This window comes from Caldicoprobacter algeriensis (genome assembly GCF_023838525.1).
GTDB lineage: Bacteria > Bacillota > Clostridia > Caldicoprobacterales > Caldicoprobacteraceae > Caldicoprobacter > Caldicoprobacter algeriensis.
Map to the genome: position 1 here is coordinate 17,766 of NZ_JAHUQD010000010.1, position 24,586 is coordinate 42,351.

At 40.9% G+C, this 24,586-nt stretch carries 19 protein-coding genes and 1 tRNA gene; 17 read left to right on the forward strand and 3 right to left on the reverse strand.

Annotated elements, in window-relative coordinates:
- Nucleotides 1-31 precede the first annotated feature (31 nt).
- The 10 genes from rhaI to KVG29_RS07360 all read left to right on the forward strand — a co-directional run bounded on the left by rhaI (nucleotide 32) and on the right by KVG29_RS07360 (nucleotide 11,511).
- Nucleotides 32-1,252: an L-rhamnose isomerase gene (gene rhaI, locus KVG29_RS07315; RefSeq protein ID WP_252227588.1), complete on the forward strand. Its 1,221-nt coding sequence runs from the start codon at nucleotides 32-34 to the stop codon at nucleotides 1,250-1,252.
- A gap of 734 nt (nucleotides 1,253-1,986) precedes the next feature.
- Nucleotides 1,987-2,784, forward strand: a complete 798-nt coding sequence (locus tag KVG29_RS07320; protein WP_252227589.1) for an alpha-L-rhamnosidase-related protein — start codon at nucleotides 1,987-1,989, stop codon at nucleotides 2,782-2,784.
- A 310-nt stretch (nucleotides 2,785-3,094) separates the two neighbouring features.
- Nucleotides 3,095-4,897, forward strand: coding sequence for a cache domain-containing sensor histidine kinase (locus KVG29_RS07325; RefSeq protein ID WP_252227590.1), 1,803 nt, complete (start codon nucleotides 3,095-3,097; stop codon nucleotides 4,895-4,897).
- On the forward strand, nucleotides 4,872-6,452 hold the full coding sequence (locus KVG29_RS07330; RefSeq protein WP_252227591.1) for a response regulator: 1,581 nt from the start codon (nucleotides 4,872-4,874) through the stop codon (nucleotides 6,450-6,452). Before KVG29_RS07325 ends, KVG29_RS07330 begins: the two co-directional genes overlap by 26 nt.
- Before the next feature lie 124 nt (nucleotides 6,453-6,576).
- The gene (locus KVG29_RS07335) at nucleotides 6,577-7,863 is read left to right on the forward strand and encodes an ABC transporter substrate-binding protein (protein ID WP_252227592.1); all 1,287 of its coding nucleotides are present in this window, start codon (nucleotides 6,577-6,579) and stop codon (nucleotides 7,861-7,863) included.
- Nucleotides 7,864-7,932: 69 nt separating this feature from the next.
- Nucleotides 7,933-8,835, forward strand: a complete 903-nt coding sequence (locus KVG29_RS07340; RefSeq protein WP_252227593.1) for a carbohydrate ABC transporter permease — start codon at nucleotides 7,933-7,935, stop codon at nucleotides 8,833-8,835.
- Nucleotides 8,836-8,849: 14 nt separating this feature from the next.
- Complete coding sequence (locus KVG29_RS07345) at nucleotides 8,850-9,680, forward strand: carbohydrate ABC transporter permease (RefSeq protein WP_252227594.1); 831 nt, start codon at nucleotides 8,850-8,852, stop codon at nucleotides 9,678-9,680.
- Nucleotides 9,681-9,763: 83 nt separating this feature from the next.
- On the forward strand, nucleotides 9,764-10,495 hold the full coding sequence (locus KVG29_RS07350; RefSeq protein ID WP_252227595.1) for a ThuA domain-containing protein: 732 nt from the start codon (nucleotides 9,764-9,766) through the stop codon (nucleotides 10,493-10,495).
- Nucleotides 10,496-10,760: 265 nt separating this feature from the next.
- A tRNA-Val gene (locus tag KVG29_RS07355) sits at nucleotides 10,761-10,836 on the forward strand.
- Between the two features lie 213 nt (nucleotides 10,837-11,049).
- Entirely contained in the window at nucleotides 11,050-11,511 is a 462-nt protein-coding gene (locus KVG29_RS07360; protein WP_252227596.1) for a hypothetical protein, read from the forward strand.
- Nucleotides 11,512-11,545: 34 nt separating this feature from the next.
- Here KVG29_RS07360 and KVG29_RS07365 read toward each other — a convergent pair whose 3' ends face one another.
- Nucleotides 11,546-11,986: a hypothetical protein gene (locus KVG29_RS07365; RefSeq protein WP_252227597.1), complete on the reverse strand. Its 441-nt coding sequence runs from the start codon at nucleotides 11,984-11,986 to the stop codon at nucleotides 11,546-11,548.
- A 124-nt stretch (nucleotides 11,987-12,110) separates the two neighbouring features.
- Here KVG29_RS07365 and KVG29_RS07370 point away from each other — a divergent pair, with 124 nt between their 5' ends.
- Nucleotides 12,111-12,914, forward strand: a complete 804-nt coding sequence (locus tag KVG29_RS07370) for a sugar phosphate isomerase/epimerase family protein (RefSeq protein WP_252227598.1) — start codon at nucleotides 12,111-12,113, stop codon at nucleotides 12,912-12,914.
- Nucleotides 12,915-12,948: 34 nt separating this feature from the next.
- Here the strand turns inward: KVG29_RS07370 and KVG29_RS07375 are convergent, their stop codons facing one another.
- Nucleotides 12,949-13,266 (reverse strand): AzlD domain-containing protein, encoded by a 318-nt coding sequence (locus tag KVG29_RS07375; protein ID WP_025746843.1) that lies wholly within the window; start codon nucleotides 13,264-13,266, stop codon nucleotides 12,949-12,951.
- The gene (locus KVG29_RS07380) at nucleotides 13,230-13,934 is read right to left on the reverse strand and encodes an AzlC family ABC transporter permease (RefSeq protein WP_252227599.1); all 705 of its coding nucleotides are present in this window, start codon (nucleotides 13,932-13,934) and stop codon (nucleotides 13,230-13,232) included. The genes KVG29_RS07375 and KVG29_RS07380 overlap by 37 nt, the downstream gene beginning before the upstream one ends.
- Nucleotides 13,935-14,217: 283 nt before the next feature.
- Between KVG29_RS07380 and KVG29_RS07385 the strand changes: the two genes are divergently transcribed.
- The 6 genes from KVG29_RS07385 to KVG29_RS07410 are packed head-to-tail and all read left to right on the forward strand — an operon-like array spanning nucleotide 14,218 to nucleotide 24,586.
- On the forward strand, nucleotides 14,218-17,130 hold the full coding sequence (locus tag KVG29_RS07385) for an extracellular solute-binding protein (protein ID WP_252227600.1): 2,913 nt from the start codon (nucleotides 14,218-14,220) through the stop codon (nucleotides 17,128-17,130).
- A 4-nt stretch (nucleotides 17,131-17,134) separates the two neighbouring features.
- Entirely contained in the window at nucleotides 17,135-18,076 is a 942-nt protein-coding gene (locus tag KVG29_RS07390) for a carbohydrate ABC transporter permease (RefSeq protein ID WP_252227601.1), read from the forward strand.
- Nucleotide 18,077: 1 nt separating this feature from the next.
- Nucleotides 18,078-18,947 carry a carbohydrate ABC transporter permease gene (locus KVG29_RS07395; protein ID WP_252227602.1) on the forward strand — a complete coding sequence of 290 codons (870 nt, stop codon included), beginning with the start codon at nucleotides 18,078-18,080 and terminating at the stop codon, nucleotides 18,945-18,947.
- Between the two features lie 12 nt (nucleotides 18,948-18,959).
- Nucleotides 18,960-21,071, forward strand: a complete 2,112-nt coding sequence (locus KVG29_RS07400) for a YIP1 family protein (RefSeq protein ID WP_252227603.1) — start codon at nucleotides 18,960-18,962, stop codon at nucleotides 21,069-21,071.
- Between the two features lie 15 nt (nucleotides 21,072-21,086).
- The gene (locus KVG29_RS07405) at nucleotides 21,087-23,663 is read left to right on the forward strand and encodes a DUF5696 domain-containing protein (RefSeq protein WP_252227604.1); all 2,577 of its coding nucleotides are present in this window, start codon (nucleotides 21,087-21,089) and stop codon (nucleotides 23,661-23,663) included.
- Nucleotides 23,663-24,586 (forward strand): carbohydrate ABC transporter permease, encoded by a 924-nt coding sequence (locus KVG29_RS07410; RefSeq protein WP_252227605.1) that lies wholly within the window; start codon nucleotides 23,663-23,665, stop codon nucleotides 24,584-24,586. Before KVG29_RS07405 ends, KVG29_RS07410 begins: the two co-directional genes overlap by 1 nt.

The following is a 24,586-nucleotide window of genomic DNA, read 5'->3' on the forward strand; positions in this document are numbered from 1 at the left end:
AAACTATTTTAACAGAAAGGAGAATGCGAGTATGACGAGAGATCAAATATATGCTTTGTGGGAGCAGAGGCAGAAAGACAGAGGTATAGATGTAGAGTGGGTAAAGGAAAGGCTCAAAAGCTTTAAAGTAGAGACCCCTTCCTGGGGATATGGAGATTCGGGGACGAGGTTTAAGGTTTTCAAGCAAAGGGGAGTGCCAAGAAACCTGTTTGAGAAGCTGGAGGATGCCGCTCAGGTGAATAAGGTAACCGGGATGTGCCCCACCGTGGCTATTCATATTCCATGGGATAAGGTAGATGACTTTGAAAAGGTGAAGGAATATGCAGCCAGCCTTGGATTGAAGATTGGTGCGGTCAATCCCAACTTATTTCAGGACGATGATTATAAATTTGGGAGCCTCACAAATACCGATGCTTCTGTAAGGAGAAAAGCTATAGACCATATCATGGAATGCATAGAGATTGCACGAAAGGTCGATTCCAAGATAATCAGCCTATGGCTTGCCGATGGAACCAATTATCCCGGGCAGGGAGATATCCGTGCGCGCAAGAACTGGCTTGAAGAGGCGCTGTTCGAGGTCGTCAACGCCATGGACAGCGATATGAGGCTTTTGATTGAATACAAGTTCTTTGAACCGGCCTTTTATCACACCGACATAGCCGATTGGGGTATGGCCTATGCCTTTGCCATGAAACTGGGCGAAAAGGCTCAAGTGCTGGTAGACCTGGGACACCATCCGCTGGGGACCAACGTGGAACACATTGTGGCCTTCCTGCTGGATGAGGGAAAGATTGGAGGTTTTCATTTTAACAACAAAAAGTATGCCGATGACGATTTAATCGTGGGCTCCATCAATCCCTATGAGCTGTTCCTGATTTTCAACGAGCTGGTGGCCGCCAGCCTTGATCCCAAGACGGCTAAAACGGCAGAAAACATAGCGTATATGATTGACCAAAGCCACAACATAGAGCCCAAGATACCCGCCATGATCCGCTCGGTGTTGAACGTGCAGACTGCATACGCCAAAGCTTTGCTGGTGAATCGCGAGGTATTGAAAGAAGCGCAAATGCGCAACGACGTCATGGCGGCAGAGGCTGCAGTGCGCGAGGCTTTTGAATGCGATGTAATGCCTTTACTTGAAGCGGTGCGTGAAGAGATGGGTCTTGCACCTGATCCCATGAAGGCATACCTGGAAAGCGGCTATGGCGAGAAGATTTTGGAAAGAGGCATAGGCGGACAGGGTTGGGAATAAAGGTTTATGCCTGTGGACATCAGCGGTTTACAGCTCAAAAGCTGTGCTGATGGATGAAGCAGGGTTTTTTTTCTTTTTGCGTTTTTATGTTAAATCCTATAAAAACTGCTGAGGATACTGGACCATAATGGAAGACTAGGGCGCTGCGGACCATCGTGGAAGACTGTATCCTGTTGAATTTTATTTTCAGCCTATAATGCTTCTGTGGTCCACGTTACGTCTATGAAATCGTAACCATAACTGCACTATATAAAATGGCTATATGACCACATCTGTTTTCGACAATGTGCAATGGAAAGAGTCACTTCTGGTTTTAGAAAGCAATTCCTGTATTACTGCATTCGGGCGTATTATTATGTTAAGTTAGCATATTTGTGAAAGCAATTTTATATATATGCAAAGTGCCTTGTTTAGAAAGTGCTTTATTTAAGATGAGAAAAAAGTTTTTTCTGTAGCAAGTCAGGTCAAGGAAATGGAAAGTCAGACTCGGGTATGGTTGTTTACATATCGAAAAAGCGAATATGAGTTTTAGAAAGAGGAATAACTTACTTTAATGTTTTTATTTTTTCTATAAGTAAGTCGACAAAGTAGCTACGAAAATTTTGTGCAAACAAGGGTAATAAAAATGTATAAAAATTCCAATAATTGATATACCAATAATTACATAAAGGGTAATAGCCACCTTTGTCGAAATAGTTACTTATCACAAAAAAATAAACTAGTGGTATTACCCTATGGATAGAATAACATTTTCAGCTACTGATTGCAATACCAATGAGACTGTTTCGGTTTGGCTGGCTTCAGTACTACAGTTTGCTCTCGATATTGGCTTTTTCAAACCTTTTGAAACTTTTAAACTCAAAATGAAGGAGGTTCGCTATACCGCAACCCAGAAATTGTTTACCCTTATAGCCTCTATTATTATGGGCTTTGTGGGCACGCCCTATCTATGCCATGTGTTGAGCCAGAATGGCTACAGCGATGTGGCTTACAAACTGCTCTTGCAGACCGATTACCCGTCATGGCTGTATCAGGTGACTAAGGGTGCAACCACCATTTGGGAGCACTGGGATGGAATTAAGCCGGATGGCTCTTTCTGGAGTCCCGACATGAACTCTTTCAACCACTATGCCTATGGCTCCATTGGGGATTGGCTTTACAGGGTGGTGGCTGGAATTGATACGGATGAAGAAAGGACCGGATATAAGCATATATACATCAGGCCAACGCTGGGTGAGGGGTTGACCTATGCAAAGGCCGAGCTAAAATCGATGTACGGAAAGATCAAATCTGAGTGGAGGATACAGGACGGCTGTATAGAAATATCGGTATGTGTGCCTCACAATACAACTGCTACTGTGGTGTTGCCGTTTGCTACATCTGATGCGGTTTATGAGAGCGGCAAAAAATTGATAGAGACAGAAGGAATATTAGAGCATGAAACAGTTGATGATGGTGTGAAAGTGGAAATAGGATCTGGAGAGTATGCCTTTAGGTATAAAATGCAAAGGTCTGATGTTGCGCTTAAATGATGTTCAATGTACATTAACATTCTACAAATATTGCCATGTTTATTTTCGATTTTGCTGCATATAATAAGACTACAAGGACTTGCCACAGGATATTGCTTTTAAGCATATCCAGGCGCTCATACCTTAAGTGGTGAGTCCTTTTTGAGGGGCCTTTGACGACGACGTCGAAGGTCCCTCTTGATTTTTCATTGGTTGCATTATCGCTGAATTTTGTCTATACTTTGTATTAGATAGTGTATTAGATATCTTTTTAAATTTACATCTTGTCATCGCTAAATGAGAAGTGTAATGAGCTTAAGCCTGAAAGGTTGTGAAATTTATAATGTTTACAAAGTTCTTAAATGATTTACCTTTGCGGGACAAGCTGATGTTGTCCTATTTTATAATATTGTTATTGGCATTGTCTATGTTTGGCGGTTTTGCATTTCAAAGGTCAACTGTTGTAATAAAACAGCAGGTGGAAGCCTCTACCGATCAAATTATTATGCAGGCAAAAAACAATTTAGAGTCCTATATGCGAGATGTAGAAAACGTGCTCATGAAAATACATTTTGACAGTACCGTTCAGGAGGTATTAAGAGCCCATCAGCCTAGCGATAATTTTCAATTAAATATGGGTATTAAAACGCTAGAACGCATTATATTAGGCGCTGATATTTTTAGAAAAAAAACTTCTTCAATTCAATTATTTGCGTTTGAAAAAAACAAGTATCCGTCTTTGCGTGCAGGTGATTATGTATTTTCTAGTAAAAGCGTCGAACAGGAGGTTTGGTTTAAAAAGACTGTTGAAATGGAGGGAAGAATGTATTGGTATGCAGATAAAGATCAAGTTTGTGTCGCGCGATTGATTGTAGATGTTAATGATCCGGGCCGCTTCTTGGGAATAATACAGGCAAAGGTGGATATCAATCAATTTTTTGGAGAGGTTGGTAAAATAAAGATTGGGAAAACCGGAAGGGTATTTCTTGTAGATGATGATAGGATAATAACGCCAACAGATAATGAATTGGTGAAAATATTGAACAGTAAACCATCGTTCTTTTCTGAAATATATAGGAGTGCTAACGGCAGCAATTTTGAAACATTCAATGACAAAGAATACTTAATAGTATATGAGGAACTTAGCGGTACGAAATGGAAGTTAATAGGGATGGTACCTACCATTGAATTAGTAGAAAATGTAGGAGTCATACGAAATGCCCTATTTTTAATAGGAGCTATCAGTCTTGTTGTGGCGTCGATATCGTCGGTATTTATTTCTTATAGGATATCGGGGCCTATACATGCTTTAGCTGATTGCATGAAGAATTTCGATGTTGATCAATATACCGAGGTTTCTGTACATTCAAATGATGAAATAGGCGAGATTTACAGCAGCTTCAACAAAATGGTAAAAAGAATTCGGCAGCTCTTAAAAGAAGTAAGCGAACAAAGCCGCAGAGAAAAAGAAGCCGAACTTAGGGCGTTACAAGCCCAAATAAATTCACATTTTTTATACAATACCCTTGATTCTATAAACTGGCTAGCCATAAAATACGGCGTGGATGATATAAGCCTTATCGTCAATTCGCTGGCGAATTTTCTTCGATACAGCTTAAATAAAGGGAGGGAGTTTATCTCCATTGCCAACGAGCTAGAACAGGTGAAAAGCTATATAACTATACAAAAATTTAGATTAAAGAACAAATTTGATGTTAAATTTCATGTTGATAAGGAAGTACTTCCCTACACCATAATAAAACTTACCCTTCAACCTCTGGTGGAAAACGCTATAAATCATGGCTTTGATGGAATAGATTATAAGGGTTTAATTGAAATAAATGCCTGGAAAGACGATAAATATGTCTATTTGGAGGTTACCGATAACGGTAAGGGTGGTGATGTGGATAGTCTTAATAGCATGTTGTTAGAGAATGAGAATGAGATATTAGAAAATAGAGGATATGGCATACGAAACGTGAACGAGCGATTGAAACTCTATTTTGGAGAAGATTGTGGACTTAATTTTGAGGACAATGAGTACGGGGGTATAACAGTAACCGTTAAGGTAAAAGCGGTGTTATTTGGACAAATGGAGGGAGAGCACTATGATAAATCTACTGATAGTAGATGATGAAGAGACCATAAGAGAAGGGTTAAAGGATCATGTTCCATGGGATGAGATGGGGATAAATATTGTCGGTACAGCGGAAGATGGCATAGATGCTTTAGATAAGATAAAGCAGTTAAAGCCGGATATCGTTATTGTCGATATCAAGATGCCACGTATGGATGGGTTGCAGTTGGCCCAGAAGCTAAAAATTCTTGCTCCACATGTAAAAATAGTATTTCTTACTGGCTATGACGATTTTTCTTATGCTCAGCAGGCTGTGACCCTGGGGGTAGATGATTATGTATTAAAACCGGTTTCACGCAGCGCTCTCTTTGAATGTATACAACGAGTTAAAAATAAGCTGTTTGACGAAAAAAAAGAACGAGAGGAAAGGGAGGCACTTAAAAAGCATATAGTAGAGAGCTTGCCCTTTTTAAAAGCGTGGTTTTTTAGTGCGATTAAAAACACGGAGGATATATGGAAAAAATTATCTTTCATAAATATAGATTTTAAGAATGGAGAATTTTTAGCAGTAGTTATAACTATAGACGATGCAAACGATAAGGACGATTATTACACTTTATTTAAATTGTATAATAGGATAAAGTTTTTACTTGAGGGTATGGAACATTTAAAATCAGTGATATTTTTTGATGAGCATATTTTTACCATTATATTGAATTTCCCCGCCAGTATTACAAAGGACCAAATATCGAAAATTACTCTAGACACGTTGTACAAAATAAAGGAGCTACTAGATTATATATTTGATGGTTCTTACACCGTAGGGGTAGGTCGAACTGTGGATGATATACGGTATATTGAACGCAGCTATAAAGATGCTCTAGAAGCTTGTGAATATAGGTTTTATATGGGTGAAAGGCAGATCATATACATTGATGATGTGGAACCCGCAACAAAAAGCTATAGGTATAAAATACCCGATGGCGAAGAATTTATGACTATTATAAAAGTAGGCAATGAACAAAAGGCCAGAGCTTATTTAAAACGCATATTTGAAAACATGAAAGAGCAGCGAGAAAGTATGGATGTAGTAAAGAGAATATGTCTAGAACTTATTGTGTATATGTCTAAAGCTATATATGAAGTAGGTGAGCCACCAGAAGTGCTTTTTAATAAGACTGATCCGTGGTATGAGATAAATAAGCGCTTTACAATAGATCAGCTGTATGAGTTTATGACGAATATAGTAGATGTTGTAATTGGGTATCTATCGTATCAGAGAAAAACCAGGAATCAAAAAATAGTAGAGCAAGTAAAGGATATAATAGATAAAGAATATTCAGCAGATATTTCGCTGGAATCAGTGTCAGAAAGGGTGTATATCTCACCGTGTTATTTAAGCTCTATATTCAGCCAGGAAGCAGGGATAACGTTTAAAGAGTATCTCATAAAAGTACGTATTGAAAAGGCAAAAGAACTGCTGAAAGAACCATCTATAAAGGTATATGAAGTTGCCCAAATGGTAGGTTATAAAGACCCTCATTATTTCAGCCAACTATTTAAGAAATATACCGGCATTACCCCAGTACAGTACCGTAACTCTCAAATATAGAAAGAAAACAAACAAAATAGAAAGTTTACCGTATTTATTATGCCTCCCGTTTACCCTAATATATAGATGTACCAGCTTTATATTTAAAAAAGGGAGGTTTTTTCTTATGAGGACGAAGAGGTTATTGGTTTTTCTGTTGATCTTTGCGGTGCTAGTATTTATGCTTGCGGCATGTGGTAGTTCTGAGAAGTCTGGCGATAATAGCACGGAATCACAACCAGAAGAAAAAGTAAGCGAGTCCAAATCCGAAGAAGTGGTTACAATTACTTATGCTAGAGGTAAAGACATTACGCCAGCTACCCAGAAGATGCTTGAAGCATTTGAAGACAAATATCCAAATATAAAGGTTAATTATCAGGAAATGCCATCACAAAGCGACCAGCAGCATAATGCTTTTGTAACTGCATTGAGCGCTGGGGACGACAGCGTTGATGTATACCGTTTGGACATAATATGGCCGTCGGAGTTTGCTTCAGCTGGGTGGATATTGCCTTTAGACGATTACTTTTCTGAAGAAGAAAGAGAAAAATTCCTGCAGGGTCCGATTCAAGGTTGTACCTATAACGGTAGCATATATGCGGTGCCGCTTTATACCGACGCAGGCGTTTTATATTACCGTAAAGATTTGATACCTAATCCGCCTGAAACATGGGATGAACTTTATAGTATTGGTAAGAAGCTTATGGACGAAGGTAAAGTTGAATACGGATTTGTATTTCAGGCCAACCAATATGAAGGCCTTGTATGTAATGTGCTAGAATATATCCACAGCAATGGTGGCAAGGTAATTGACGGCTCAAATGTGGTATTAAATAGTGAGAATGCCATAGAGGCATTGAATATATTTAAGAAGATGCTGGATATAGCACCTGAAGGTGTCACTACCTATATCGAGAATGATGGTGGAGTGATGTTCCAAGAGGGTAAAGTGGCTTTTATGAGAAATTGGCCCAGTTGGTGGAGTAAATTGAACAGCGATGAGTCGGCGGTTAAGGGTAAAGTTGGTGTGGCTCCAATACCGAAAGGGCCTAATGGAGATGCCACAGGGAAGGCAACGTTGGGTGGTTGGAATTTAGCTATAAATAAAAATTCCAAAAATAAAGACGCAGCGTGGACGTTTATAGAGTTTATGACTGGCGAAGAAGCTCAAAAAATACAAGCAATAGAGGGCGGTTTTTTGCCTGTACGTCAGAATTTATATAAAGATGCGGATGTTATAAAGGCCAATCCACATTTTGAAAGTATGTATGACGTATTGGTCAATGCTTTACCAAGGCCGGTGTCACCATTTTATCCAAAAATATCAGAGTCTATACAAATAAATACGCATAAATTCCTGATGGGAGAGATTGATGCCAAGACAGCTATAGAGAATATGGCAAAAGAAATTCAAGAAATATTAGAGCAGTAAAATTTTGCTCAACAATCGGCCGAACATTCGGCCGATTGTACTTTATAAACAGCCAAGGGGGTTTTTATCATGCAAAAACGCCGTAGCATAAAAAGTACTGGCATACCCGAAAATATACTAGGTTATTTGATGGTAACGCCCGCACTTTTATGTATTTTGCTTATAGCAATATTTCCAATTGTAAGAACATTTTCCTTAAGTTTGACTGATATGAAGATGCAATTCCCTGATGCGGCTAAATATATAGGATTGAACAATTATGTAAAGTTGTTGAAGGATGAGAGATTCTGGAATGCTACGTGTAATACACTGTTTTTTACGATAGTTTCAGTAGCTATGGAGCTAGTAATAGGCTTTACTATGGCTCTTGTTATGAATATGCCGTTTAAAGGTAGAGGACTGGTACGCGCTGCAGTGTTGGTGCCTTGGGCTATTCCTACTACAATATCGGCTACGATGTGGAAATTTATGTACCATGACCAGTTTGGCGTTATAAACGATATATTATTAAGGATGGGCCTTATAGATCAATATAAGCCATGGTTGGGTAGTACGCTGTCGGCTTTATGGTGCGCTATAATAGCCGATGTTTGGAAGACAGCGCCTTTTATGGGGTTACTGTTATTGGCCGGCCTTCAAACTATTCCAATTGAGCTATATGAGTCTGCTACTGTAGATGGTGCTGGAAGAATAAGGCGATTTTTTAATATCACTGTGCCTCTTATAATGCCAACCATGCTGGTGGCGCTTATATTTCGCACCCTTGATGCTTTCCGCGTATTTGATTTGATATTTGTTATGACAGGCGGTGGACCGGGCAATAGCACTGAGACTCTTTCAATGTACGCTTATACTATGCTTTTTAGAAATCTGGATTTTGGTTTAGGTTCTGCAATAGCAGTATTAATATTTATATTCGTATTCTTGATAAGCTTAATATATATTTACCTCTTAAATATCCAGAATGATTAAGCGGAGGCGAAAGTATGCGAAAAGATAAATTGTCAAATATAGCCTTTTATATAGCTGTTGCTGTATTTATAGTCATAATAGTGTTTCCTTTTTATTGGCAAATAATAACCTCGTTTAAGCCGCCCGAACAATTGTGGAATATACCCCCGGAGTGGTGGCCGTCAAGATTTTATTTGGGTTCTTATATTTCTGCTTTTACCAAAAGGCCTTTTTTGACTTATTTGAAGAACAGCGCTATAGTTGCCATTTCTACTACAGCTCTTGCTGTGTTTGTTACTTCATTTGCAGGTTATGCATTGGCCAGGTTACACTTTAAAGGGAAAAATGTTATATTGGCTTTGGCGTTATCGGTTTCCATGTTTCCTGGCATAGCCATAGTTAGCCCCTTGTTTTTGATGATGAAGCAGTGGAACCTCCTCAATTCGTATCTGGGCCTTATTTTGACATATACGACCATAACTATACCGCTTTCAATGTGGAATTTAACTACGTTTTTCAGAACTATCCCGGCTGATATGGAAGAGGCTGCAAAAATAGATGGTGCTTCACCATTTTACACTTTCGTGAAAATAATACTTCCTTTGGCTGCACCTGGAATATTCACCACAGCCATACTGGTATTTATAGCAGCGTGGAATGAATTTTTATTCTCATTGACCTTTAATACAAAGGATGCCCTGAGGACAGTACCGGTGGGGATAGCCATGTTCCCTGGCGAGTATATGTTGCCCTGGGGCGATATATCCGCAGCTTCGGTAGTTGTAGTATTACCGCTTATTGTTATGGTGTTGCTATTTCAAAGGAGAATTATATCTGGCCTTACCGCCGGGGCTGTAAAAGGTTAAATTTTGCTTGGGTTCCGTGTACCCGAGCTATAAAAAGTGTTTTTTATCAGAAATGTAAATTGAAATTAAGGGGGTACATTTGCATGAATGTAAACAGGAATATTAAAGTGACAGTATGGAATGAAAACCGACACGAAAAGACCCATAAAAAGGTAGCTGAGATCTATCCTAAAGGCATCCATGGGGCCATTGCGGATTTTTTGTCTCAGGAATCTGACTTTGAAGTAAGGACAGCGACGCTGGATGAGCCAGAGCATGGGCTTACTAAAGAGGTACTGGATTCCACTGATGTGCTCATCTGGTGGGGGCACATAGCGCACAATGAGGTACGAGACGAAGTTGTGGACAGGGTATACGATAGGGTTTTAAACGGGATGGGGCTCATTGTTTTACACTCAGGGCATTTTTCCAAGATATTCAAAAAGTTGATGGGCACCACCTGCAATTTAAAATGGCGAGAGGCGGGCGAGAAGGAGCGCATTTGGGTGGTGGAGCCTGGACATCCCATTGCAGAGGGGTTAGGCGAGTATTTTGAAATTCCTCAAACTGAGATGTACGGTGAGAGGTTTGATGTTCCGGCACCTGATACGCTGGTGTTTATAAGCTGGTTTGCCGGAGGGGAAGTATTCAGGAGCGGCTGCTGCTATAACCGGGGACGAGGGAAGGTGTTTTATTTCAGGCCGGGGCATGAGACATTCCCGATTTTTTATCAGCCAGAAGTGCAGCGCGTCATAAAGAATGCGGTGAGATGGGCTGCTCCTGTCAATGGACCTGTGCCTCATTTTGGCAATGTAAAGCCGCTGGAAAATATATAAATGAGAATGAATTGACTTATAATTTGGTATTTAATGGGAAATAATATTGCTGTTTTAAATTTACAAGAGGTTGCTTCCATCCTTAAGTTTTGTATATATCAAAAGGGTGGAAGCGACTTCTATTCTTTTGATAAATTTTTATCTTCGATATTGCTGGATATCCGTTCGTAGTGGTGAATATCTTTACACCTATTCGAGATCTCCCAAAAATACCGCTTGACAATTTAGTGAAGATGGGTTAATATAATAATGCAAGTTGTGACACGGGGCGTTAACTCAACTGGTAGAGTGCCATCTTGACGTGGTGGAAGTTACAGGTTCGAGTCCTGTACGCCCCACCAAAAAGAGAGGGAGGTAAAGGCCTCCCTCTTATTTTTTGTGTTCAAAAGTAAACCCAACTTGAGCATAGATAGTGCAAATACTCAATTTTATATGATATAATTTTATTGGTGAACCTTCTCTGTTTGACTTTAGATGAGCTGATTGTCACACACAGCGATGTTTTTTGATACCGGATAAAGTAAAAAATCCTATTAATGGGGAGGGTCTCTTGAATGTACAGCCAGGAAGATTTGCAACAAACCGGGAAACAATTGAAGCGCATAATCATTTTGCTTGGTGCTGTTTTGATTGCCTTTCTGGTCATTTCCATTGTACTGGCCAATATGGTCAACAATACTTTGGGCATGATAATATTGTTGATTGGAATATGCCTCGATATTTTTATCTGGGGCATGTACGGCAGCCAGGTGTTGGCATATTATAGATTCCTTGGGGATATGTTTACTGGACGGCAGAGGGTTGAATCGGGCGTAGTGAAAAGGGTTGGCACCCAGCCTGTTTACAAAGACAACAAACTCTACTATTATGAAGTTTTGATTGAGAACGATGGAGTAGAACAGATGTTGCTTGTAGATGCCAATAAACCTTTGCCCAATATACAGGTGGGCCGAAAATACGAGTTTAAAGTTTTCCAAAATTTTGTGATAGACATATTAAGCGGACCTAATGTATAAAAAATTGAGGAGCATAATGCTCCTTTTTTATTTGTCAGTCACCTTGAACGGTTTGGCTGGTATATCCCAACACGTCGCCCTCTTGGTCCAGGTATACCGTAAAGCATTTGTTGTATTCAGGGTTCAAGGGCTTTGAAGGTGGATAAAACACTATCTTTAAATAGTCTCCCTTATAAGTTATGCGGTTGCCTTTTGGATCTGTGCATATTACCGTTTCGGTGTCACAGTGATGAATGGATATTTCGGTTTCTTCAAAAGCTACTTTTTCACCATGGCTTTTGAGGTGATCGGTGGCCCTTTTTATGATTTCTAGATCGGTCATAAACATTATGGCCGAGTATCCCTCATGTGCTTTATCGTTATCATCGTCGTTTGTACGGGATACATCCAAAGCAAGGGGCGGCCTGGCGCTACATCCAATCATAAATGCGGCGAGAAAAAGTATTATAGGAATTACGTATTTTTTATTCTTCATCGGCACCATCTCCCCAATAGATTCTCATTTTAATCCTATGCTTTACATTCGCAAAAAAGAATTTTCAACTATCGATAGTGCATGATAAAATAGTAAGGAGACACAGATGAACGGGAGGAGTTTTATGAAGATATGTTTTTCTACATTGGGATGTCCGGATTGGTCATGGGAGGAAATCCTGGCTGCAGCCAAGGATCTGGGATATGATGGTATAGAGCTAAGAGGTCTGGGGAATGAGATTTACGTGCCCAAGGCTAAGCCATTTCTTCCTGAAAACATGCAGACGTCAAAACGTCAGTTATTGGACAAAGGGCTGGAGATTTCTTGCATCACTTCCTCGTGTTATTTACACGAAAAGGATGCGGAATCATATATACAGGAAGGTATGGAATACATCGACTTGGCCGAGCAACTGAATGCTCCATTTGTCAGGGTACTGGGAGACAGCGAACCTTCCCCGAAGGCGCCGGTGGATGTAAAGCAGGTGATCAGGATGCTCAAGGTGTTGGGAGATTATGCATCTCAAAAAGGGGTAATGGTACTGCTTGAAACCAACGGGGTGTTTGCCAATTCGAGCGTGATGATAAAGACCATGGAAGAGGTTCAACATCCGTATGTTAGGGTGTTGTGGGACGTTCATCATCCATACAGGTTTATGGGCGAGTCGGTATTCTTGACATATAACAGGCTTAAAAGGTATATTCGCCATGTTCACGTAAAGGATTCGCTAATGGAAAAGGGCAGGGTCAGGTACTGCCTCATTGGTCAGGGCGATATTCCCATAAAGGAAGCGATTGATCTGCTGCTACAGGATGATTACAAAGGGTATATTTCTCTGGAGTGGCTTAAACGCTGGTATTACGACCTGGAGGAACCGGGCATCGTATTCTCCCATTTTATACATGCAATCAGGGGCATGTTAAAGTGAGTAAGTGTGCGGTTGATGAGCGGTAACAGGGGATTCATAGGTTTTGCAATAAAAACATCGCAAGTATTCCCACCACTATGGTGAGGAATAAATTTTTGGTCCTGATTGCCACAAAAAAACAGGGAATAGATGCTATAAAGGCGTTGTTGTCAAGTCCGATAGAAAGCTCATCCTGCGGCGCCAGGATGGCGGGAGCCAGCAGCGCAGACAGTACAGCTACCGGTATAAACTGCAGCCATTTTAAGAACAGCGGTGGCAGTTTAACTTTTGACAGCAGCACCATAGGCAACATCCTGGGCAAATAGGTCACAAGGCTCATTCCGATGATGATAAGGATAACTTTTTGCTCCATAGTTCCGTGCTCACTCCTATCGTTGCAGCTAATACCGTAGCTATGATGACATTCCAGCTACCTCCTACTGTTGCTGTTATAAACAGCGAAAAAGCTGCCGAACAAACGGCTACAAGTATATCCCTTTTATCCTTTATATGCATGCACAGCAGGGCTATAAACATCGCCGATAGGGCATAGTCCATACCCCAGCGGGTAGGGTCGGGTATCAGATTGCCAAGCATGCCGCCTACAACCGTGCTAATTACCCATGCCGCATAACAGATAGTATGCAACCCCACAAAGAAAGAGGTAGAAGGCACGTGCTCTTTTAAATGAGTGATATCCACGGCATAGGTTTCATCTGTCAGCCCGAAGGATATGGTGGCCTGAACAAGTGACGGTACTTTTTTGAAGTAGGGCGATAACGAGGCGCTCATGAGCATATGCCGTAGGTTCACGAGAAATACGGTAAAAATTATGGAGGCGGCATTGACGCCTGACGCTATCATGGCTGTGGCGATAAACTGGGATGCACCGGCATATACCATGAACGACATCAAGAATATTTCGAAGATTGATAGGCATTGTTGGTTTGCTAGTATTCCAAAGGCCATGCCAATTGGAATATAACCTAGCACAACGGGAACAGACTTTTTAATGCCAATTACAAAATTATCATTTATCACGGATCTCTCACCTGTTTTCCTGCATATCGTTGTACGGCAATCTACATTTTTGCACGGTAACTGCAAATGAAATTTTATCATAGTGTACACGAAAAAAACAATCAGGTCAAGCTCAAACGTCCAATTTATTTTTATTACCTACCTAAGCCAGAAAGTCTGGCAGCTAACATGCTTTCTATGGAATTGTATCATATTATCAGACTTATGATCATATTGATTATATTGCCAGATCAATAATCAGTTTAACCAAAGATCTAAAAGTTGTAAACAGGGGGTAGGGGAAATGGATTTTAAAAGTGCAGCAAGGATGGGCTTCATTTTGGCTTTGTCAATTTTTTTATTGATGTTTTCCAGTTTTATAACCCCCAAGATAAATGTTTCCCGAGCACAGAATGAAAATAAGCGAGGATTTGCTGCAGTAAATATAAGGGATGACTATGAGGTATACCTATCCCAACATAAAGATGCACCATATCCTGATGAGAGCATAACTATAAATGCAGTTGATTTTATAGCTGCCGAGCCGGCTGTCGATATTGTTGAAGGGCTTGGAGGAATCCCAGGCAAAGCGGTTAAAACTGATGAAGAGGGATATATCGAGTGGAAAGTAAATATAAATAAAGCAGGCTTATACAATATAAAGATCGAGTATTATCCCATAAAGGGCAGGGGTTCATCCATTGAGAGGGAATTGTGGATAAATGGCAAGCTGCCCTTCTTTGGAGCAGGGCACCTTACCTTTTCAAGGGTATGGAGCGATGCGGAGCCTATAAAGCAAGATAACCGAGGTAACGATATGCGCCCAAGTCAAGCAGAATCCCCTAGATGGGAGCAAAGTTATTTCCAGGATTATATGGGCTATTATAATGAGCCTTATTACTTCTATTTTGAAGCGGGAGAAAATACTATAAGGCTGGTATCGGTTAAAGAGCCCATGGCCATAAAATCCATCACTATAGAGCAAGCGCCTAAAAGCCTGCCGTACAAGCAGATAGCTGATACATATCAGAAAAAAGGTTATAAGAACTATGAAGGTACTCCCATCAAAGTCCAGGGTGAACATGCCTATTTAAAATCCGATCCAACGCTTTATCCTGTATATGACAGAGCATCACCTTCTACCGAACCGTATCATCCTTCCAAAATACGCTTAAATATCATAGGTGGCTACAGGTGGAACCTGCCCGGTCAATGGATTGTATGGAAAGTAAATGTACCCGAAGATGGATTGTATAGGCTGGCATTCAAAGTGCGGCAAAATATGGTGAGAGGTTCATTTAGTAATAGACGGCTTTTGATCGATGGCGAAGTTCCATTTGCTGAAGCCGAAAACCTAAAATTTAAATATAAAAACGACTGGGTGATGTATGAGCTGACAGATGATAATGGCAAACCGTGTTTGTTTTATCTCGAAAAAGGAGAACACGAGATAAAGCTAGAGGTTACGTTGGGCGCTCTGGCAGAGATTATACGCACCGTAGAATCCAGCCTGTATCGACTAAACGAGGCTTACAGGAAGATCATAATGGTGACCACTCCCACTCCGGATCCGTATAGGGATTATCAACTCGAACAGCAGATTCCTGATGTAATAAAAGAATTGGACGAACAGGGAGATATAATAGATAAAATGGCGCAACAGCTGATAGCCTATACTGGGCAGAGGGGTTCTCAGAGTGCTATACTTTATCGCTTGTCGTATCAGCTCAGGGATATGGCAAGAAGGCCGGAGCGGATACCCCGGATGCTTAATGACTTTAAAACTAATATAGGGAGCCTTGGTACATGGATATTGTCGGCCAGAGAACAGCCGCTGGAGATAGATTATATATGGCTGGGATCCCCGACACAGCGGCTTCCGGAAGTGAGTACCAATTTTGTTCAAAAAGTTTTTCATGAGGTGAGATCGCTTATAGCATCTTTTACCGAAGACTATAACAGCATAGGCAATGTATACAGTGGAGAAGCTTTAAAGGTATGGATTCAGACCGGTAGGGATCAGGCACAGGTGTTAAAGCAGATCATAGACGATACTTTTACACCACAAACCGGTATACCAGTAAATTTGGAGTTGGTACAGCCGGGTACGCTGTTGCCCGCCGTTGTGGCAGGTATAGGGCCGGATGTTGCATTGCAACTAGGCATCGGCGATCCCGTCAACTTTGCTACGCGGCGTGCTGCTATAGATCTTACTCAGTTTGAGGATTTCTATGAGGTGGCACAACGATTCCATGATAGTGCCTTGGTTCCATATAGGTTTAATAACGGTGTCTTTGCTCTTCCAGAAACCCAAAGTTTTCCGATGCTTTTTTATAGGGCTGATATATTAGAAGAGCTTGGATTGCAGGTACCGGAAACCTGGGAAGATGTATTCAATATATTGCCGGTTATACAGAAAAATCACATGGATTTTGGCATACCAATTTCTACCACACAAACGCCGGGCGCAGGCATGACATCGTTTACCATGCTCCTGTATCAAATGGGTGGTAAACTCTATAGAGAAGACGGTATATCCACTGCTTTGAATGAAGAGGAGGCTATTGAAGCCTTCAAGATGTGGACGGAGCTGTATGTAAACTATAAGTTCCCTGTACAGTACGATTTTGCTAACAGGTTTAGAATTGGTGAAATGCCCATTGGCATAGCTGATTATCAGACGTATAATTTCTTATCTGTATTTGCACCTGAAATAAGAGGGTTATGGGATTTTGCACCCGTACCCGGAATGAAAAAACCTGATGGTTTTATAGACAGGTCGGTGCCCAGCGGTGGGACGGCAGCCATGATTGTGAGGGGCGTGAGGGATAAAGACGCTGCATGGGAATTTTTAAAGTGGTGGACCAGCACCGAGGCCCAGGAACGCTTTGGCCGAGAGATGGAAAGCCTTCTAGGAGCAGCAGGTAGGTATCCAACTGCTAACATAGAGGCTTTAGAAAAATTGCCATGGCCTATTAAGGATTATAAAAATTTGATGGAGCAGTGGCAGTGGGTTAAAGGCAATCCAGAAGTTCCGGGTGGGTATTTTATGCCGAGGCATTTGGATAATGCTTTTAGGAAAGTCGTATACGGCGGAGAGGACTCGAGAGAGACAATACTGGATTATGTACGCGTGATAAATGAAGAGATCACCAACAAGCGCATTGAATTTGGACTGCCAACGTTGGAAGATTTAAAAAATGATACGGGAAGGTGAAAAAATGGCTGCTGTTATAATACCTAATACCAAAATACCCATTAAGACAAGGATAAGTTATGCGTGGGCAGAGGTAAAGAGGAATAAGGTTTCTTATATGTTCCTTGCACCGTATGCGCTAATATTCACGGTATTTACTGTTATACCCGTGCTGGTGTCAATGGGATTAAGTTTTACCTACTTCAACATACTTGAACCGCCTAAATGGATTGGATTTCAGAATTATATAAATTTGCTCTTAGATGATGAAGTGTTCTTGATTGCGCTGAAAAACACCTTTTTGTTTGCAGCTATAACTGGACCTATCGGATATTTTGCAGCTCTGTTCTTTGCGTGGATGATAAATGAGTTGCCTCCCAAGATAAGAGCTATAATGGTGGTCATATTCTATGCTCCTACCATTTCTGGGCAGGCATATATAATATGGAATACGCTGTTCAGCGGCGATGCTTATGGGTATATAAACAGTATGCTTATCAGGCTTGGTATTATATATGAGCCGATCCAGTGGCTTACCGACCCTGCTTATATGCGAACAGCTGCTATAATAGTGGTACTATGGATGAGCCTGGGTACGGGATTCTTGTCATTTATAGCAGGACTACAAAGTATAGATAATACGCTTTATGAATCAGGATATGTAGATGGCATACAAAATAGGTGGCAGGAACTGTGGTATATAACTCTGCCTTCAATGAAACCACAGCTGCTCTTCGGCGCTGTTATGTCCATAACTTCATCGTTTGCCATACATGAAATACTTGTACCACTGGTCGGTTTCCCTAGTACAGATTATGCTGCGCACACCGTGGTATCGCATCTTGTGGACTATGGCAATATAAGATTTGAAATGGGAACCGCTTCTGCCATAGCTACGTTGTTGTTCATTGCTATGGTAGGCACAAATCGGATTGTACAGAGATTATTGAGGAAGGTAGGCAACTGATATGGTAAAGGTGAGGATAAGACTAAAACAGAGAAAGCCAAACCGTTCTTTAAGTGGCGATATAACAAATATTGTAATTTTGATTTTCTTCGGCTTGTTCTTCGCTTTACCACTTATATATGCTGTATCAAATGCTTTTAAGCCGTTGGATGAGATATTTTTATTCCCACCGCGCTTTTTTGTAAGGAATCCGTCACTGGAGAATTTTCAAGACCTCTTCATTTTGATGCAGCAGTCATGGGTTCCCTTTTCAAGATATATATTAAATACCGTCTTCATAACGGTGGTGGGAACAGTAGGACATGTCGTAGTAGCCTCTATGGCGGCATATGTTTTAGCTAAGCACAAATTCCCCGGCAGGAGTTTGTTCTTTAGTATTGTGGTAGCATCGTTGATGTTTTCATACCATGTTACTGCGATACCCAGCTATCTGATTATGTCCTTTTTGAAGTGGATAGATACCTATTATGCTATCATAATACCTCAACTGGCCTATTCTTTGGGATTATTCTTGATGAAGCAGTTTATGGAGCAAATACCCGATTCGTTGCTGGAAGCCGCCAGGATAGATGGGGCTAGCGAGTTTCGTGTATTTTGGCAGATAGCTATGCCCACCGTTAAACCGGCATGGCTTACATTAGTTATATTTGTATTTCAAAATTTGTGGAATACTACAGGAGGTACTTACATTTACAGTGAAGAGTTGAAGACACTGCCTTTCGCCCTCCAGCAGATACTGGCTGGTGGTATTGCCAGGGCGGGTGTGGCTGCTGCTGTGGCTTTGCTTATGATGACTGTGCCTATTACCTTATTTATCATAACACAGAACAATATAATTCAGACCATGACCACTTCGGGAATAAAGGAATAGAGGAGTGTCGGTATGAGGGTAAAAATGCATTGTTTATTGGCTGTATTGTTATGTCTATTAATTTTTCCCCCTGAATTTGCCTCTGCAGCTCCAGCATATGAAAGCTATACATATGATTATTGGGGTAATGTGGTATATGCACCTCATGCTTACCTGCCTGAGAATATTATAGATGGGTCTACACTGGGCATAGGGGACTTAAATACACCTAGCGATCTTTTCGTAAGCCGGGATGGAAGGGTTTATATAGCTGACTCGGGTAACAATAGAATAATAGTTACTGATAAAAATTGGAATGTGTTGGCTGAAATCAAATCATTTGAGAATAATGGGAAAAGCGATACTTTCAAAAATCCACAGGGGTTGTATGTTACCAAGGATGGGCACATATATGTTGCTGATACCGACAACGGCCGGATTGTCGAGTTGGGGCCATCAGGTGAATTCATAAGGGAAATAGGCCCGCCTGAGGCCGACATAATACCTGCTGATTTTGTGTATAAGCCTATGAAACTTGTATTGGATGAGGCCAAGAGGATATACGTTATAGCCCAGAATGTAAATCAGGGCATAATAGAATTAAATGCTGATGGAAGCTTTCAGGGATATATGGGGGCCAGCAGGGTAATACCTAATATAGCAGATTACATATGGAAGATGATATCAACTAGGGAGCAGCGCGCAGGTATGGTGCTTTTTGTTCCTACAGAATACAATAACATCTATATAGATGATGAAGGCTTTCTGTATGTTACTACCAGCGCTTTAAGCGATTCAGATATACAAAATGCTATTAACTTCCGTAGCGCTGATGACAGGGTAGCGCCTGTAAGACGCTTAAATCTGACCGGTACCGATGTTTTAAGAAGGCGTGGCTTTTTCCCGCCGGTTGGCGACATAAGGTTTCCGTATATAGGATCTGTGAGAGGCGCATCCATGCTGGTGGATGTGGTCGTGGATAGCACTACTGGCATATACAGCGTGTTGGATAGGAAAAGAGGACGTATATTTACATATGATAACGATGGGAATCTTCTATATGTTTTCGGCGGCATAGGAGAGCAGGTGGGTACATTCAAAAGCCCCGCCGCTATAGAGAGATTAGGGAATAAGATACTGGTGCTGGATTCTAAGCTGAATAACATAACGGTGTTTTCTATAACGGAATATGGTTCTCTTATAAACGAGGCTTTGTATTTGCATCATACAGGCAAGTATGAAGAGGCGTCTGATAGATGGAGGCAAGTCTTGCGTTATAATTCCAACTACGAGCTGGCCTACATAGGGCTGGGTAAATCGCTGCTCAGGCAGGATCGCTTTGCTGAAGCCATGGAATGTTTTCGATTGGGCAATAAACGCGATCTATATTCCAAGGCTTTTCAACACTATAGAAAGAAGACGGTAGAGCAGAATTTTGGCTGGATAGTCGGCAGTATAGTACTTGCAACAGCAGCTGTATGGCTTATATCGAAATACAGAGATAAGATATTTAAAAGGGACAACAAGCTGCTGGATAGCCTTGGCTATGCATTTTATGTGATATTCCATCCATTTGATGGTTTCTGGGATCTAAAGCATGAGAAGAGGGGCAGCTTGCCGGCTGCCTGTATAATAATTGTATTGCTTGTAGTGACTTTCGTTTTAAGAAGACAACTTACCGGTTTTATATTTAATACCAACGATCCCAAGAGATTAAATTTGTTTATCGAAATATCCAGCGTCATGATACCATACGGTTTATGGTGCATAGCCAACTGGTGCCTTACCACTTTGATGGATGGTGAGGGTAGTTTTACAGATATTATCATAACTACTGCTTATGCCACTGTGCCTCTTATCTTAATAAATTTGTTGCTTATACCGTTTAGCCATATCATAACGGCTGAAGAGGGTGCATTTTATACGTTTTTTGCACAGCTGGCCGTATTCTGGTGCGGCTTGCTGATTGTGCTGGGCACTATGATCACGCACCAGTATACCATGAGAAAAACCATAGGCACGTCGGTACTTACCATTGTAGGCATGGGACTTATCACATTTATAGGTTTATTGGTATTTGATCTACTTCAGCAGATTATCACTTTTGTATACACGATATATAGGGAGATAGCATTTAGGCTTTAAAGGGAGGTGGGTTATATGAAGAAATGTATGGCGATGCTGCTTGTTATCCTATTTGTAATTTTGTTTGCTGATGTGGCTTATACGGCACCGGATATGCCCGCGGTGGAAGAACATGCGGGTGATACAGGAAAGCAGCAAAATCCAATATCTTTGGGTATGGAGCTTATTGCGGAAAACCAGTTTTTGGCCATGTATTTTAATCCGGAGACCACTGAAGTGGCTATAAAAGATAAAAGCTCAGGGTATATATGGTATACCAATCCCCCTGACAGAGAACAAGATGCTATTGCCACAGGCGTTAATAAAGGCAAGCTAAGCTCTCAAATAAGTATAACCTATTATACGCCCACCGCCCAAAGGCAGCAGATGGACAATTTTAATGATAGTATAGTTCATAATCAGTTTGAGGTCTTAAAGATCAATAATGGTGTAAAGATAACTTATACCATAGGTAAGGTTCAAAAGCTGTTACTTGTTCCCCAGGCAATAAGTGCTGAAAGATTTGAACAGATATTGGATAAAGTGGCTAAGGAATCAGATAAGAGCGTGCTTGAGAGAAGGTACAGGCTTATATCGCTAGAGGAAATAAATGACCCGGGTGAAAAGCAAGACTTGTTAAACAAATATCCTATGCTGCAGGAACACGATATTTATGAATTGAGGCCAAACCTCAATGACCTGGTAATGCAACAATTGGATGAAATATTCAGGGCAACGGGTTACACCATTGATGATTTAAATAGGGATCACGTGGAAAATAATGTACCTCCCAGGGAAGCCGATAAAGATGTATTTATTGTACCGCTTGAATATAAGCTTGATGGTAAAAACCTCGTCGTGTCCATAGATACCAAAGAGGTCATATACGATCCTTCCTATCCGCTTACACAGATAAGAGTATTGGAATTCTTTGGAGCAGGCAATAAAGAGGAGAACGGCTATATGCTGGTACCTGACGGTTCGGGAGCGCTTATAAACATGAACAACGGTAAAAGTGCCAGCCGGCCGTATATAGGGTATTTATACGGGCAGGACCGTGCTATAAAACAGGAAGAGATATTTGAAAGGAGTGAACAGGTATATTTACCGGTATTCGGCATAAAAAAAGGCAGCAATGCTTTATTCGGCATTATTGAAGAAGGCAGTGCATTTGCCAGTATCATAGCCGATGTGAGTGGCAGGATAAATTCATACAATACGGTTTGTGTGGAATTCACAACGCTTGCTAACGATACAATAGACTTGACGGCCATGGCGGGAAACAATGTCGTGATGGCATATCAACCCAGGATGTACGAAGGCACTTTTAAAATAAGGTACAGCTTTTTGTCTGGAGATGATGCCGATTATGTAGGCATGGCTAAAAGCTACAGGAAATATTTGATAGAGCGTGGCCAACTTAAGAAGATAAAAAATGAAGATGGAATTCCCTTTTATCTTGAACTGGTGGGAGCCATTGACAAAATAAAACCGGTAGTTGGAGTACCTGTAAGGGGTATTGTTCCACTTACGACGTATGAACAAGCCATTGAGATAGCAAATAAAATTATAGCTGCGGGTATTTCAAATATAAAATTGAAATATACCGGTTGGTTCAATGGCGGTATAAGGCATTCTTTGCCCAGTGATATACATCTGCAATCACAGCTTGGCGGCAAAAAAGGCTTCAAAAAGCTTATAAACTTTGTTTACCACAACGGGTTGGAGCTTTATCCGGATGTGAGTTTTGAGTATGTTTATAAGGATAAAATTTTTGATGGGTTTAGCGTGCGTTCTGATGCAGTCCGGTTTCTAGACAGGGAGGTAGCCCTTATTTATGATTTTGATCCGGCTACCAATATATATGACAATACTAAAGAGCCTTACTATATAGTTGATCCGAGGAGTATAAGTCCTATAATTTCGTCTTTTCTACATGAATACGATGAATTAAATATAAAAGGCGTATCATTGAGAACAATGGGTAGCGACCTCAATTCCAATTTCTATGAAAAAAGGTTTGTAGATAGAGAGCAGGCCAAGGCTGCTATGGTGGAGCAGATGGCAAGGTTTAATGAAAAAGGGATAAGCATAATGGCTAATGGTATAAACGATTATGCCTTGCCATATACCAGCCATATATTAAATATGCCAATGGATTCAAGTGGATACAACATTGAAGATGAGAGCATACCGTTTTATCAAATAGTAGTTCATGGTTATGTTGCCTATGCTGGAGAGCCTATAAACCTAGCCAGTGACTATAATAGGGCCATTTTAAAAACGGCAGAAACGGCTGCTGGCATTTATTTTACATGGATATACAGCAAAAATTCTCTTGTAAAGGATTCGGATTATAATTATCTGTACTCTGTGAATTATGAAGCATGGCTAAGCAAGGCTTTGGAACTATATCAACGTATGAATGCGGCTTTTGCTGATGTACAAGATAAAGCAATTGTTGATCATGAAAAGCTTGGCGAGGATGTGTATAAGGTTACTTTTGAGGGCGGAAAAAGCGTTATCGTAAATTACAGCAAGGCGCCTGTATCTATAGACGGCATTACTATAGAAGCTGGGAGTTATAAAATACTTGAGGGAGGCAATAAATGATGAAGGTTAAACCAAAACGTCGCCTTACTTTAGAAGGTAAGAAAGCCATAACCGGCTATATATTTATATCGCCATTTCTGATAGGCCTAGCAGTGTTCTTTGTGTATCCGTTGGTGCAGTCCATTATATTCAGCTTTAATGATCTGGAGGTAACGACGACTGGCTATAAACTCAATTATGTGGGATTGGGTAATTATAGGAGAGCGTTTCTGGTGGATCCAAATTTCAGAAGGGTAGTGGTGGAAGCAGTAACCCAAATGATAACCGATGTCCCTCTCATAGTTATATTTAGCTTCTTTGCCGCTACTTTGCTCAATCAGGAATTTAAGGGTAGAGCACTTGCCAGAGCGATATTTTTCCTGCCAGTTATTCTGACATCGGGCGTTATAATAGCCATAGAGAACAGTGATATGTTAATTAGCATGGCCAGGAGCAGTTTTGAAGAGGAAGCCACAACGGGGGCGGTCGCTTCCGTAGTGCAGGCATTGGAGTTGAGACGGCTGCTTATGCAATCACGAATGGACCCACGATTTATCGGTTATATAACGGGTGCCATAGATAATATATATGAAGTGATCACAGCTTCAGGCGTTCAGATACTGGTATTTTTGGCTGGCCTACAGACAATATCGCCCTCGTTATATGAAGCGGCAATAGTAGAAGGAGCTACGGGATGGGAAAAATTCTGGAAGATCACCTTCCCGATGATCAGCCCGCTTATACTGGTGAATGTAGTTTATTCCATTATAGATTCTTTTACCAGGCCTACTAACCAGGTGATGCAAATGATCATGGATGCGGCTTTTAAAGAATCATCATATGGTTACAGTTCAGCTATTGCATGGGTGTATTTTGTGACCGTAATGCTTATTCTGGGCGTAGCCGTAGGCATCATATCCAAGCGGGTATTCTATCAAGAATAA

Coding starts and splice junctions, on each gene's coding strand:
- KVG29_RS07390 (WP_252227601.1), top strand. CDS start 17,135: ATGGCTGCTGTTATAATACCTAATACCAAAATACCCATTAAGACAAGG.
- KVG29_RS07320 (WP_252227589.1), top strand. CDS start 1,987: ATGGATAGAATAACATTTTCAGCTACTGATTGCAATACCAATGAGACT.
- KVG29_RS07360 (WP_252227596.1), top strand. CDS start 11,050: ATGTACAGCCAGGAAGATTTGCAACAAACCGGGAAACAATTGAAGCGC.
- KVG29_RS07375 (WP_025746843.1), bottom strand. CDS start 13,266: ATGGAGCAAAAAGTTATCCTTATCATCATCGGAATGAGCCTTGTGACC.
- KVG29_RS07400 (WP_252227603.1), top strand. CDS start 18,960: ATGAGGGTAAAAATGCATTGTTTATTGGCTGTATTGTTATGTCTATTA.
- KVG29_RS07370 (WP_252227598.1), top strand. CDS start 12,111: ATGAAGATATGTTTTTCTACATTGGGATGTCCGGATTGGTCATGGGAG.
- KVG29_RS07365 (WP_252227597.1), bottom strand. CDS start 11,986: ATGAAGAATAAAAAATACGTAATTCCTATAATACTTTTTCTCGCCGCA.
- KVG29_RS07395 (WP_252227602.1), top strand. CDS start 18,078: ATGGTAAAGGTGAGGATAAGACTAAAACAGAGAAAGCCAAACCGTTCT.
- KVG29_RS07330 (WP_252227591.1), top strand. CDS start 4,872: ATGATAAATCTACTGATAGTAGATGATGAAGAGACCATAAGAGAAGGG.
- KVG29_RS07345 (WP_252227594.1), top strand. CDS start 8,850: ATGCGAAAAGATAAATTGTCAAATATAGCCTTTTATATAGCTGTTGCT.
- KVG29_RS07405 (WP_252227604.1), top strand. CDS start 21,087: ATGAAGAAATGTATGGCGATGCTGCTTGTTATCCTATTTGTAATTTTG.
- rhaI (WP_252227588.1), top strand. CDS start 32: ATGACGAGAGATCAAATATATGCTTTGTGGGAGCAGAGGCAGAAAGAC.
- KVG29_RS07385 (WP_252227600.1), top strand. CDS start 14,218: ATGGATTTTAAAAGTGCAGCAAGGATGGGCTTCATTTTGGCTTTGTCA.
- KVG29_RS07340 (WP_252227593.1), top strand. CDS start 7,933: ATGCAAAAACGCCGTAGCATAAAAAGTACTGGCATACCCGAAAATATA.
- KVG29_RS07410 (WP_252227605.1), top strand. CDS start 23,663: ATGAAGGTTAAACCAAAACGTCGCCTTACTTTAGAAGGTAAGAAAGCC.
- KVG29_RS07350 (WP_252227595.1), top strand. CDS start 9,764: ATGAATGTAAACAGGAATATTAAAGTGACAGTATGGAATGAAAACCGA.